This window comes from Streptomyces sp. AA1529, assembly GCF_000280905.1.
In the GTDB taxonomy this organism is placed as follows: domain Bacteria; phylum Actinomycetota; class Actinomycetes; order Streptomycetales; family Streptomycetaceae; genus Streptomyces.
In genome coordinates, this window is the sequence record NZ_ALAP01000048.1 from 42,210 (window position 1) to 54,501 (window position 12,292).

Here is a 12,292-nt window from a genome sequence, read left to right on the forward strand (position 1 = left end):
GCCGGAATCTCGCCCAGTGCTCCGCCACATCACCACTGAACCCCGCAGTCATGAGAGCACTCTGTCGGCCGCCGGTCCTGCTGCACAGCCTCCCGCACGGCCGATCGCTGCGGGCGGAACGCCACCGGCCGCGTAGCGGTCGGCCGCCCCGCGCGCCGCTGCGCCGCCGCTCTCCTCAGCGGAGGGGGACACCACTGTCCGCCCTCCGACGAGGCTGCCCGGCGGACCGCGGCGCCGGGGGCAGGAGCCGGCCGGCGAGCAGGACGGCGCAGGCCGCCGTGGTCAGCAGCCCGCCGACGAGGAAGGCGGCGCGCACGTCGGCCGACGACAGGACCAGTCCGCCCAGTGCGGCGCCCGCGGCGATACCGGCGTTGTAGAGGCCCGAGTTGGCCGCGAGTGCGAGATCCGTGCGGCCCGGTGCGCAGTGCAGCATCGCGTGCTGCGTGGCCATGAACACCGGGCCGAGTGCGCCGCCCGTCAGCGCCAGGAACGCCACTGCGGCCACCGGGTCACTGCCGACCGCGTACAGCCCGAGCATGCCCACCGCCTGGATGCCCACGGCCGTGGTCAGCGCAGCCCGCGGAAAGCGGTCCAGCAGCAGCCCGGTGATGCTCACCCCGGCCAGACACGCCGCGCCGAATGCCAGGAAGAGGATGCTGACCGCGCCCGGCGGGTAGCCGCTCACCTCGCGCAGGAACGCCGCGAGGTAGGTGTATCCGGCGAACGCTCCGGTGGCGGACAGCGTGCCGGCCAGCAGCACGGTCCCGAACCGGCGGGCGTCGGGGCCGGTCCCGTACGCGGCGGGCTCCCGGTCCGGGCGCGCGGTCGGCAGCAGCGCGGCGACGGGCAGCAGGGCGACACAGCCCAGTGCCGCCAGCACGGTGACGGGCGCCGGCCAGCCGTGCCGCCACCCCAGCCAGGTCCCGGCGGGCACACCGAACGCCAGGGCGAGCGACCCCGCGACGGAGATCGCGCCGACCACCCGCCCGCGGGCGGCCGGTGCGAACAGGCCCACCGCGACCGGGCCCGCCACGGCCCAGAACAGCGCCTGGGCGAGCGCGGTCAGCAGCCGCGCCAGCAGCAGCACCCCGTAGGAGGCGGCCAGCGCGGCGACGGTGCTGGACACGACCAGCGCGGCCAGCAGCCCGGTGAGCACATGGCGCCGGGGTACGGCCCGCGTGGCGTGGGCGAGCGGCACCGAGGCCACGGCCACCGTGAGGCCGTAGCCGGTGACCAGGAGGCCGACCGTCGGCACCGGCACCCGGAGGCGGTCGGAGAGGAGCTCCAGGAGCCCGATCGGCAGGCTCTCCGCGGTGTTGAAGCTGAAGGCGGCCAACATCAGCGCCGCCAGGACCGCCACCCGGTGCCACGGCGGCGCCGCTACCGGGGCAGTGCCCGCCTCCGCTGCGGTCTCCCGTCCCGCCTGCCGCACGGCCTCGCCCATGGCCGTACCTCACCGGGCCGCCCGCCCCGCCGCAACCGGATTCCGCGGCCGTGCGGGCCCGTTCTCCATGGTGCTGCGATATGGAAGCCCCGAACCCGCCCTCGCCGCCCGGATCTGCACATGGTGATGTGCTGTGCGCTGTGCACTGTTACCTGTATGCGGTGCTGAGCTGCGCTGTCCCTGGGGAGTCGAACCCCTGCGTTGCCCTTCACGCGCCAGGAGTGAGCTGGAAGACCGCCAGCCCTCGGTGTGTGCACGCCTCCGAAGCAGCTACCTACTCCATATCGCCCAGCCCGCTGGACTGCTCAGTCCAACAGGTCGACCTCCCAGTTCGTACGCTGGATCCGCACATCGACCTCGCGGATCTCTCGGGCGAGCGCATCTGCCTGTCCGCGCAGTTCCGCGACCGGAAGCGCGGAAAGCATCATCAGCTCGGACCGAAGCTGCCGACCGTATCCCCGCTCGCCCTTACCCGCTGCCGCGTCCGCCGCCGCAGTGACCACAGAGTGACGCAACCGCAGGACATCCCGGCGCGCGAGGGCATCGGTGAGCGTCCCATCCGGTTCCAACTCCACGGCGGCATTGGTCCGATTGATCCGCCGGATCAACGTTTCCAGAGCATCCAGCACCGCACCGGCCTCAGCCAAGAGCTGGGCCGCGTCCTCGGCGGGAGTCTCCCCTTCCTGGTGTCGCGCGCTGCTGACGACGCGCGCTCGCAGCTGTTCCACACGCCGCGTCGCCTCCGCACGTTCTGCCAGTGCCTCAGCAAGCTTCATTGTCCCCACCTCCCCCTCCATGTGCTCGCACGAGTATACGAATGCGGATCAGCTCATGCGCACCTGGATTCTGCTCGGGACGGCCATCGAGGACCCCGGATCCGTTCGCCGGTGCTGACGGTCAGCACTTGCCGGCACCTCCGCTGCGGCGGCATCCCGGGACGGTGCGTGAGCCGCTGCACGAGCGTCGCGAACAGGCAGTGTGGGACCGAGCGGTCAGCCGAGCCGGGATGCGATCCGGCGACGGGCAGCCCCCCAGACTTCCTCGAACTCCTCGAAGGTGAGTTGCTCGGGATCGTGGCCTTCCCATTCCGGGACGGGCACCTCGGCGGTGATCCCGAACCTGCTGTCGTACTCCTCGATGCGGCCCGCTTCATGGGCCTGCTGCCATTCGGCGAGGGAGGCGGCTGCGATCGGGGCCGGTTCAGGCCCTTGGAGTTCGACCTGCCGGATCACCCAGCCTTCGGCATCGACCTCGAAGTAGAACCAGATGTCTTCCTCGCCCCAGTAGCAGCGCATCCATGCGGTCACCACGCCATCATGCCGGGCCGGATACGTCCGCTGTGCGATCGGACATGAGCCTGTGCCGCGGAATCTGAGGCCCTACAGCAAGACGTCAGGTCTGGGCCATGTCGACGAAGCGGGAGTAGTGGCCCTGGAAGGCGACCGTGATGGTGGCGGTGGGGCCGTTGCGGTGCTTGGCGACGATCAGGTCGGCCTCGCCCGCGCGCGGGGACTCCTTCTCGTAGGCGTCCTCGCGGTGCAGCAGGATCACCATGTCCGCGTCCTGCTCGATGGAGCCGGACTCACGCAGGTCGGAGACCATCGGCTTCTTGTCGGTGCGCTGTTCGGGTCCGCGGTTGAGCTGGGAGAGGGCGATGACCGGGACTTCCAGCTCCTTGGCGAGCAGCTTGAGGTTACGGGACATCTCCGAGACCTCCTGCTGGCGGCTCTCGGGGCGGCGGGAGCCGCCCGTCTGCATCAGCTGGAGGTAGTCGATGACGATCAGTTGGAGGTCGTTGCGCTGCTTGAGGCGGCGGCACTTGGCGCGGATCTCCATCATCGACAGGTTGGGCGAGTCGTCGATGTACAGGGGCGCGTCGGTGACCTGGGGCATCTGACGGGCCAGCCGCGTCCAGTCCTCGTCCGTCATCGAACCCGAGCGCATGTGGTGCAGTGCGACCCGGGCCTCGGCGGACAGCAGGCGCATCGCGATCTCGTTGCGGCCCATCTCCAGGGAGAAGATCACGCTGGGCATGGTGTGCTTGATGGAGCAGGCGCGGGCGAAGTCCAGCGCGAGCGTGGAGTTGTGGGTGGGAACCATCGCCCGGCCGGCCAGATAGAGGCTGTCGGGGTTGTCCACCTGTACACAGCGCACCGGGACGCTGGGGACCGGTCGCACCTCGGTGATGAACCGGGCCTCCGCACGAGGAGCGTGTGCGGGCCTCCGCTCCTTGTGGAGCAGCCGCTTCCGCTCCAGCCGGAAGACCTCGTCGGGGGTGGTGAAGGTGACCTCGTGGAGCACCGGGTCCGCCGGGGGTTCCTCGCTGGGGCCGTGGTCCCGGCTGAGGCCGTGCTCCTCGTCCCCGTCCCGCAGCCGGCGGGTGGTCCAGGAGCAGCGGTAGCCGAGGCCGAGCAGCAGTTCGCGGAAGTCCTCGGCGAACTGCCGACGGGTGACGGCGAAGCTGACGGCGCCCGCCTCGCCGACCGTGCCGTGGGTGTCCAGCAGTCCGGCCAGGAGTGCCCGGCGCTGGGGCTCGGAGGCCCGCAGGTAGCTCCGCGGGATGCGCTTGCTCTCCGTCATCCCCATCGTGCGCAGAACCGTCCGGACGCTCCCGGACGGCACCGGAGCGCCGGGCAGGTGGAGTGCGTGGCTCGCCGAGTGGCCCACGGGGGAGGTGGCGTATCCGTCGGCTCCGATGTGCAGCAGCACCTCGGGTTCGTCGGTGGTGACCCGGAGCGTGTCGGCTGTCCCGTCGCCGTCGGAGGCCACGTCACCGTCGGGGGAGCCGCCGAGCCAGGCGCCCAGCGTGTACGGCGCGAGCGGCAGTCGGCGCTCGGGCAGGTCCAGCGGGGCCGAGTTCCGCACCGAGTGAGCGGGGCGGCGGCCGGATGCGGAGTGCAGGGTCTCGGCGAGCTGCCGGGTGGTGCGCACCGCGGGGAGGTCCTGCGGGGGCCGGTCGTCGCCGCTGCGGGCTGCTTCCCGCGCGGCCCGGCGGGAGGCGGGGGTGTCCGTGAGCCACTGGTGCTCGGCGTCGGCGACGAGCGCGGTGCCGTCGTCGAACCGGACCTCGTAGCAGGGGCGGTCCGTCATGACCTCGGTGGCGGCGGTGACGCGGGTGGCGCGGCCGTGCGCGTCCAGCAGCCGCTCCCCGACCTTCACCTCGCCCATCGTCGTCCACCCGGAGGGGGTGGGGAGGGGGGTGTCCAGCGCGAGGGCCTTGCCCATGGCAGGGCGGGCGGCGATGACGATCATCTGGCCGGGATGCAGGCCGTTGGTGAGCGAGTCGAGATCGGTGAAGCCGGTGGGGACGCCGGTCATCTGGCCGCTGCGGGAGCCGATGGCCTCGATCTCGTCGAGGGCGCCTTCCATGATGTCGCCGAGCGGGAGGTAGTCCTCGGAGGTGCGCTGCTCGGTGACGGCGTAGATCTCGGCCTGGGCGCCGTTGACGATGTCGTCCACGTCGCCGTCCGCCGCATAGCCCATCTGGGTGATGCGGGTGCCTGCCTCGACCAGGCGGCGCAGGATGGCGCGCTCGTGGACGATCTCCGCGTAGTACTCGGCGTTCGCCGCGGTGGGGACGGCCTGGACCAGCGCCTGGACGTAGCCGGGGCCGCCGACGCGGGCGATCTCCCCGCGCCGGGTGAGTTCGGCGGTGACGGTGATGGGGTCGGCGGGCTCGCCCTTGGCGTAGAGGTCGAGGATCGCCTGGTAGACCGTCTCGTGCGCGGGGCGGTAGAAGTCGACGCCCTTGAGGACCTCGACCACGTCGGCGATGGCGTCCTTGGACAGCAGCATGCCGCCGAGGACCGACTTCTCCGCCTCCAGGTCCTGCGGGGGCACCCGCTCGAACCCGCCTGCCGGCCCCTCGGCTCCGCGTTCGTGCTGCTCGGGCAGGCCGGAGCGCTCCGCGCCGGGGCCGGAGCGGAAGCCGCCGCCCGGTCCGCCGTTGCTCCCGCCGCCGCTGCCGTTGCGCCGGCGGCCCTGCGGCGGCTGCGCCGTCAGGGCGAAGCCCTCCTCGGTGGCGAGGTCCGCGGCCCAGGGGTCCTCCACATGCTCGGGCTGCTGGGTCACCCCGCTCCGCCTCCTCCCACAGGTCCCGTCGTAGGGCACAGTCTTACGGCACAGCACTGACAAACGCTGGCAATCGGGCCGCCCGACCCGGGTCACGGCGCGTCGCTGCGACGGTGAAGACAGGGGGAAACGCTGAAACGGGCTGCACGGGCGCTGGTACACCGTAGGCGGCCCGCACGGTTCAGCCAATCACCTTATCCACAGGGTGGTGTGGACAGTCGGGGCCAACCTGTGGAGAAGCCGCCGAAAGCTGTGCACGAGTCGGGGGACAGTGCTGTGGATTACTTCCGAACCTCACCACAACAGCTACCCTGACCTGCACTTTCACCGTCCACGCCCTGTGCGGCGAAAAAACTTTCCGTCGGCACCCCCGGGAGGATCACCGAGGGTGTTCGCGCCTGTCGCGTACACCGTAAAGTAAGTGCCACAAGCCCGTTGTGCTCATTACCTGTGGATGTTTGGATCGAACCTATGCGCCCCGCTTCCCCGACCACGCGCGCCACCGTGCGACGCCACGACCGCGAGATCGTCGCGCTCGCCCTCCCCGCCTTCGGCGCACTCGTCGCGGAGCCCCTCTTCGTCATGGCCGACAGCGCCATCGTCGGCCACCTCGGCACCCCCCAGCTCGCCGGGCTCGGCGTCGCCGCGGCACTGCTGCAGACCGGCGTGAACATCTTCGTCTTCCTGGCCTACGCCACCACCGCCGCCGTCGCCCGCCGACTGGGCGCCGACGATCTGCCCGCCGCACTCCGCCAGGGCCTCGACGGCATCTGGCTCGCGCTCCTGCTGGGCGGACTCGTGGTGGCAGTGGTGCTGCCGACGGCCCCCTGGCTCATCGACGCGTTCGGCGCCTCCCCGACCGCGGCACCGCCCGGCACCACCTATCTGCGCATCAGCGCGCTCGGCATCCCGGCCATGCTCGTCGTCCTCGCCGCGACCGGCGTGCTGCGCGGCCTCCAGGACACCAGGACCCCGCTGTACGTGGCCGTCGGCGGGTTCAGCGCCAACGCGGCGCTCAACGCGCTGCTCGTCTACGGCGCCGGGCTCGGCATCGCCGGTTCCGCCTGGGGCACGGTGCTCGCGCAGTGGGGGATGGCCGCCGTCTATCTGACCGTGGTGGTACGCGCCGCCCTGCGGCACCGCGCCTCGCTGCGTCCCGACCTCGCCGGGATCCGGGCCAGCGGGCGGGCCGGGGCCCCGCTGCTGATCCGGACGCTCTCGCTGCGTGCCGTTCTGCTGATCGCCACGGTGGTGGCGGCGCGCATGGGCGACGCGGACATCGCGGCCCACCAGATCACCCTCACCCTCTGGTCGCTGCTCGCCTTCGCGCTGGACGCCATCGCCATCGCCGGCCAGGCCATCATCGGGCGCTGTCTCGGCGCCTCCGACGTCGAGGGGGCCACGGCGGCCTGCCGGCGGATGGTGCTGTGGGGCGTGGTCTCCGGGGTGGTGCTGGGGGCGCTGGTCGCGCTGGTGCGGCCGCTGTTCATGCCGCTCTTCACGACGGACCAGGCCGTGATCGACCAGCTCACGCCGGTACTGCTGGTGGTGGCCGTCACCCAGCCGATCGCGGGCGTGGTCTTCGTGCTCGACGGAGTGCTCATGGGCGCCGGGGACGGTCCCTATCTGGCGGGCGCCATGCTGGTCACCCTGGCGGTCTTCGCGCCGGTCGCGCTGGCGGTACCGGCGCTCGGCGGCGGGCTCACCTCGCTGTGGTGGACGGTCGCCGGGCTGATGATGGCCACCCGGCTGGTCACCCTGGCCCTGCGGGCCCGCTCGGGGCGCTGGGCCGTCACCGGCGCGGTACGCGCCTGACGGAGGTCCGGCGCGTGCCCGGGCGGAGCGCACCGGCCGGGCGCCGCGCGCCCCCGTACCGGGCAGCCAGGACGGCCCCGATACGACACGCAGCAGGGCGCACCCCCGAAAGGGGGTGCGCCCTGCTGCGTGTCTCAGCCGGCTCGGGCCGACCGCAGCCGACCGCGGCCGCGCGCGGCGTCAGGCCGCTGCGACCTCGACGCCGACCGTGGCGGTCACGTCGGCGTGCAGCCGCACCGCGACCTGGTGGGCGCCCAGCGACTTGATGGGCGAGCCCACCTCGATGCGGCGCTTGTCCACGTCGGGGCCACCGGACGCCTTGATGGCGTCGGCGATGTCCGCCTGGGTGACGGAGCCGAACAGCCGGCCCTGCTCCCCGGCGCGCACCGTGAGGCCGACGCGCAGGCCCTCGAGCTGGGCCTTGATCTCGTCGGCCTGCTCGATCGTCGCGATCTCGCGGATCTTGCGGGCGCGGCGGATCTGCTCGACGTCCTTCTCGCCGCCCTTGGTCCAGCGGATCGCGAAACCGCGCGGGACCAGGTAGTTGCGGGCGTAGCCGTCCTTCACCTCGACGACGTCGCCTGCGGCACCGAGGCCGGAGACCTCGTTGGTCAGGATGATCTTCATGGTGTGGTCACCCTTCCCTTATCGCGCGGTCGAGGTGTAGGGCAGCAGCGCCATCTCACGGCTGTTCTTCACGGCCGTGGCGACGTCGCGCTGGTGCTGGGTGCAGTTGCCGGTGACCCGGCGGGCACGGATCTTGCCGCGGTCGGAGATGAACTTCCGCAGCAGGTTCGTGTCCTTGTAGTCGACGTAGGAGATCTTCTCCTTGCAGAACACGCAAACCTTCTTCTTCGGCTTGCGAGCAGGCGGCTTCGCCATGTCTCTACTCCTATGAGTTTCGCTCAGAAGGGTGGCTCGTCCGAGTAGCCGCCACCGTTGCCGCCGCCGGGGGCACCGCCCCAGTTGCCGCCGCCGCCCTGGCCGCCGCCGGCCGGGCCGGTGGCCCACGGGTCGTTCGCGGGAGCGCCGCCCTGGCCGCCCTGGCCACCGGGGCCGCCGCCCCAGTTGCCGCCGCCGCCCTGGCCGCCGCCACCGCCGAAGCCGCCGCCCTGGCCGCCGCGGCCGGTGGTCTTGGTGACCTTGGCCGTGGCGTTGCGGAGGCTGGCGCCGACCTCGTCGACGTCCAGCTCGTAGACCGTGCGCTTGATCCCCTCACGGTCCTCGTACGAGCGCTGCTTGAGGCGGCCCTGCACGATGACGCGGGTGCCCTTGGTGAGGGACTCGGCGACGTTCTCCGCCGCCTGCCGCCAGACCGAGCAGGTCAGGAACAGGCTCTCGCCGTCCTTCCACTCGTTGGTCTGCCGGTCGAAGGTGCGGGGGGTGGACGCGACACGGAACTTCGCGACCGCCGCACCGGAGGGGGTGAAGCGCAGCTCGGGGTCGTCGACGAGATTGCCGACGACCGTGATGACGGTCTCGCCTGCCATGGGTGAACCTCTCGGCGTGCTGCTGGCTGCTGTGGTGCCTGGTGGTGCTCGGTGGAGCTGTGGTGCTCGGTGCTACTCGGGAGTCGGCCTCAGTGGGTCGACGGGCGCAGGACCTTGGTCCGCAGGACGGACTCGTTCAGGTTCATCTGCCGGTCGAGCTCCTTGACCACAGCGGGCTCGGCCTGCATGTCGATGACCGAGTAGATGCCCTCGGGCTTCTTGTTGATCTCGTAGGAGAGACGACGACGGCCCCAGGTGTCGACCTTCTCGACCTTGCCGTTGCCCTCGCGGACGACGGAAAGGAAGCTCTCGATCAGGGGGGAGACAGCGCGCTCCTCCAGATCGGGGTCGAGGATGACCATCACCTCGTAGTGACGCATGTGGAACCCACCTCCTCTGGACTCAGCGGCCACGGTCGTTCCGTGGCAGGAGGGTCGTGATGCGTATCCGCACCCGCGGGAGTCGATTCCGCCTCGCGGGGTGCAGACGGGCCAGCCTACCCGGCCACGGCCTTCCGGTTGAAATCCAGGGGTAACCCGGAGCAATCTGGACACCTCAGATGTGAGCGGCGTTACAGTCCGCGCCGCGCTTCCCCCGGGAGCCGCGTCCCCGCCCGGAGCCGCGTCACACTGTCCACAGCTGCGTCGGGAGGTGCCACATGGCACAGGCAGTGCGCTGGAACCATCCTTTCTCCTATCTGAACTCCGACGGCAAGCGGCATCCCGTGGAGAACTCCTTCGCGAGCGTGACGCTGCTGCTGGGCCTGGTGGCCGTGATCACCGCATGGTGGCCGGGGCTGCACATGATCGGCTCGTGGGCGGGGCTGATCGGGATCCTGACCGGGGCCTGGGGCCAGTTCATCTCCGCGACGACAGGTGAGCGGTTCGTGACGATCATCGGGCTCGGCGCCGCGGCGGTCGGGTTCTACCTGGGCGTGGCGCACGGCGGACTGGTGCCGTAGCCGGTTCCACCGGCGCCGTGGGCGGGCGCACCGCGCGGGAGCCCGGAGGGCGGCCCGCGCGGGAGCCGGCGGGGCGGCGGGAAACCGCCTCTCCGGCCCGGCCCTGGGCCGAACAGGGCGTTGCGGGGCACAGTAGGCTTCCCGGCGAGCATCGTCAGTTCGCCGGAGGAGCGTCCCGCCATGAGCCTGACCCTGAGGACCGTCAGCCGAGAGCAGCATCTGGCGTATATCCAGAGCCTGCCGTCGGCCAGCCACTGTCAGGTGCCCGCCTGGGCGGACGTCAAGAACGAGTGGCGCTCGGAGAGCCTGGGCTGGTTCGACGAGCGTACGGGCGAGATGGTGGGGGCCGGTCTGGTGCTCTACCGGCAGCTTCCGAAGGTCAAGCGCTACCTCGCGTATCTGCCCGAGGGTCCGGTGATCAACTGGTACGCGCCCAACCTGGACGAGTGGCTGCGCCCGATGCTCGACCACCTCAAGCAGCACGGCGCCTTCTCCGTGAAGATGGGCCCGCCCGTGGTGATCCGGCGCTGGGACGCGGCGGCCATCAAGAAGGGCATCCAGGACCAGGACGTCAAGCGGCTGCGGGACATCGAGGCCACGCACATCGAGCCGCGTGCCTTCGAGGTGGCGGACAAGCTGCGCAGGATGGGCTGGCAGCAGGGTGAGGACGGCGGCGCGGGCTTCGGCGACGTGCAGCCGCGCTACGTCTTCCAGGTCCCGCTGGAGGGGCGCTCGCTGGAGGACGTGCACAAGAGTTTCAACCAGCTCTGGCGCCGCAACATCAAGAAGGCCGACAAGGCCGGGGTGCAGGTGGTCCAGGGCGACATGGCCAACCCGTACGACCTGGACGAGTGGCAGCGGCTGTACGAGATCACCGCCGAGCGCGACCGGTTCCGGCCCCGGCCCAAGGCGTACTTCCAGCGGATGTGGAACGTGCTGAACGCCGAGGACCCGCAGCGGATGCGGCTGTACTTCGCCGAGCACGAGGGCGAGCGCATCTCGGCCGCCACCATGCTGGTCGTGGGCGGTCACGTCTGGTATTCCTACGGCGCCTCCGCCAACCACAAGCGCGAGGTGCGGCCCTCCAACGCGATGCAGTGGCGCATGCTCCAGGACGCCTACGCGCTGGGTGCGAGCGTGTACGACCTGCGCGGCATCAGCGACTCGCTGGACGAGAACGACCACCTGTTCGGCCTGATCCAGTTCAAGGTCGGTACCGGTGGGCAGGCGGCCGAGTACCTCGGCGAGTGGGACTTCCCGCTCAACAAGCTGCTGCACAAGGCACTCGACATGTACATGTCGCGCCGCTGACGCGCTCCCCGCGCCCGTCCCCGCTGTCCGCCCGCCCGCACGACCTCACAGACGACCCCACCAGAAAGGTTCCGTACCGGCCATGGCGCTCTCCCTCTACGTCGACAACGATCGCTGGCGGGCGCACCAGCAGACCGTGATCCAGCAGTTCCCGGGCATCGTGCCGGTCTGCAAGGGCAACGGCTACGGCTTCGGCCACGAGCGCCTGGCCGACGAGGCCACCGCGTTCGGCGCCGACATCCTGGCCGTCGGCACCACCTACGAGGCGGCCCGTACGAAGGACCTGTTCGGCGGCGATCTGCTGGTGCTCACCCCGTTCCGCAAGGACGAGGAACCGGTGCCGCTGCCCGACCGCGCCATCCGCTCGGTCTCCTCGGTGGAGGGCGTGGGCCTCATGCGCGGGGCCCGGGTCGTCATCGAGGTGATGAGCAGCATGAAGCGGCACGGCGTCACCGAGCAGGACCTGCCGCGGCTGCACGCCGCCATCGACGAGGTCCGTCTGGAGGGCTTCGCCATCCATCTGCCGCTGGACCGGGCCGACGGCTCGGACGCGGTGGAGGAGGTCATCGGCTGGATGGACCGGCTGCGCGCCGCGCGGCTGCCGCTGGACACCATGTTCGTCAGCCACCTGCTGCCGGAGGAGTTCGCCGTCCTCCAGCAGCAGTTCCCGCAGACCCGCTTCCGCGCCCGGATCGGCACCCGGCTGTGGCTGGGCGACCACGCCGCCACCGAGTACCGGGGCGCGATCCTGGACGTCAGCCGGGTGGCCAAGGGAGAGCGGTTCGGCTACCGGCAGGCCAAGGCGTCCGGCGACGGCTGGCTCGTCGTCGTCGCGGGCGGCACCTCGCACGGGGTGGGCCTGGAGTCCCCCAAGGCGCTGCACGGCATCACACCGCGCGCCAAGGGCGTCGCCCGCGCGGGGCTGGCGACGGTCAACCGGAACCTCTCCCCGTTCGTCTGGGCCGGCAAGCAGCGCTGGTTCGCCGAGCCGCCGCACATGCAGGTCTCCATCCTCTTCGTCCCCGCCGACGCGCCGGAGCCGCATGTGGGCGAGGAGCTCGTCGCGATCCTCCGCCACACCACCACCGCGGTGGACCGGACGGTGGACCGCTGACGGCAGCCCGCTGAACGGCGGCCCGGACCCTTCCACCCCGGCCGCAGGGAGCGATTTCAGCAGTTGCGGCGCACGCGCGGAGGGGC

At 71.3% G+C, this 12,292-nt stretch carries 12 protein-coding genes; 4 read left to right on the forward strand and 8 right to left on the reverse strand.

Annotated features, from left to right (window positions below):
* Positions 1 to 175: 175 nt before the first annotated feature.
* The 4 genes from A949_RS0114405 to dnaB form a co-directional block, all read right to left on the reverse strand.
* The gene (locus A949_RS0114405) at positions 176 to 1,444 is read right to left on the reverse strand and encodes an MFS transporter (protein ID WP_019356721.1); all 1,269 of its coding nucleotides are present in this window, start codon (positions 1,442 to 1,444) and stop codon (positions 176 to 178) included.
* Between the two features lie 305 nt (positions 1,445 to 1,749).
* Positions 1,750 to 2,220, reverse strand: coding sequence for a DIP1984 family protein (locus A949_RS0114410; RefSeq protein WP_026004640.1), 471 nt, complete (start codon positions 2,218 to 2,220; stop codon positions 1,750 to 1,752).
* Positions 2,221 to 2,436: 216 nt separating this feature from the next.
* A complete protein-coding gene (locus A949_RS0114415) occupies positions 2,437 to 2,751 on the reverse strand; it encodes a hypothetical protein (RefSeq protein WP_019356723.1) in 315 nt (104 codons plus the stop codon).
* Positions 2,752 to 2,836: 85 nt separating this feature from the next.
* Positions 2,837 to 5,515, reverse strand: coding sequence for a replicative DNA helicase (dnaB, locus tag A949_RS0114420; protein ID WP_019356724.1), 2,679 nt, complete (start codon positions 5,513 to 5,515; stop codon positions 2,837 to 2,839).
* Positions 5,516 to 5,986: 471 nt separating this feature from the next.
* Between dnaB and A949_RS0114425 the strand changes: the two genes are divergently transcribed.
* Positions 5,987 to 7,330, forward strand: a complete 1,344-nt coding sequence (locus A949_RS0114425) for an MATE family efflux transporter (RefSeq protein ID WP_019356725.1) — start codon at positions 5,987 to 5,989, stop codon at positions 7,328 to 7,330.
* Positions 7,331 to 7,510: 180 nt separating this feature from the next.
* Here the strand turns inward: A949_RS0114425 and rplI are convergent, their stop codons facing one another.
* The 4 genes from rplI to rpsF form a co-directional block, all read right to left on the reverse strand.
* A complete protein-coding gene (gene rplI, locus A949_RS0114430; RefSeq protein WP_019356726.1) occupies positions 7,511 to 7,957 on the reverse strand; it encodes a 50S ribosomal protein L9 in 447 nt (148 codons plus the stop codon).
* An 18-nt stretch (positions 7,958 to 7,975) separates the two neighbouring features.
* Entirely contained in the window at positions 7,976 to 8,212 is a 237-nt protein-coding gene (gene rpsR / locus A949_RS0114435; RefSeq protein WP_003978893.1) for a 30S ribosomal protein S18, read from the reverse strand.
* 23 nt (positions 8,213 to 8,235) lie between these two features.
* Positions 8,236 to 8,820 carry a single-stranded DNA-binding protein gene (locus tag A949_RS0114440; protein ID WP_019356727.1) on the reverse strand — a complete coding sequence of 195 codons (585 nt, stop codon included), beginning with the start codon at positions 8,818 to 8,820 and terminating at the stop codon, positions 8,236 to 8,238.
* A gap of 89 nt (positions 8,821 to 8,909) precedes the next feature.
* Positions 8,910 to 9,200, reverse strand: a complete 291-nt coding sequence (rpsF, locus tag A949_RS0114445) for a 30S ribosomal protein S6 (protein WP_019356728.1) — start codon at positions 9,198 to 9,200, stop codon at positions 8,910 to 8,912.
* Between the two features lie 278 nt (positions 9,201 to 9,478).
* On the opposite strand from rpsF, the gene A949_RS0114450 reads away from it, so the two are divergent.
* From A949_RS0114450 to A949_RS0114460, 3 genes are all read left to right on the forward strand, one after another.
* Positions 9,479 to 9,781, forward strand: a complete 303-nt coding sequence (locus tag A949_RS0114450; RefSeq protein WP_019356729.1) for a hypothetical protein — start codon at positions 9,479 to 9,481, stop codon at positions 9,779 to 9,781.
* A gap of 180 nt (positions 9,782 to 9,961) precedes the next feature.
* Positions 9,962 to 11,092 (forward strand): lipid II:glycine glycyltransferase FemX, encoded by a 1,131-nt coding sequence (locus A949_RS0114455; RefSeq protein ID WP_019356730.1) that lies wholly within the window; start codon positions 9,962 to 9,964, stop codon positions 11,090 to 11,092.
* A gap of 82 nt (positions 11,093 to 11,174) precedes the next feature.
* A complete protein-coding gene (locus tag A949_RS0114460) occupies positions 11,175 to 12,206 on the forward strand; it encodes an alanine racemase (RefSeq protein WP_019356731.1) in 1,032 nt (343 codons plus the stop codon).
* Positions 12,207 to 12,292: the final 86 nt, after the last annotated feature.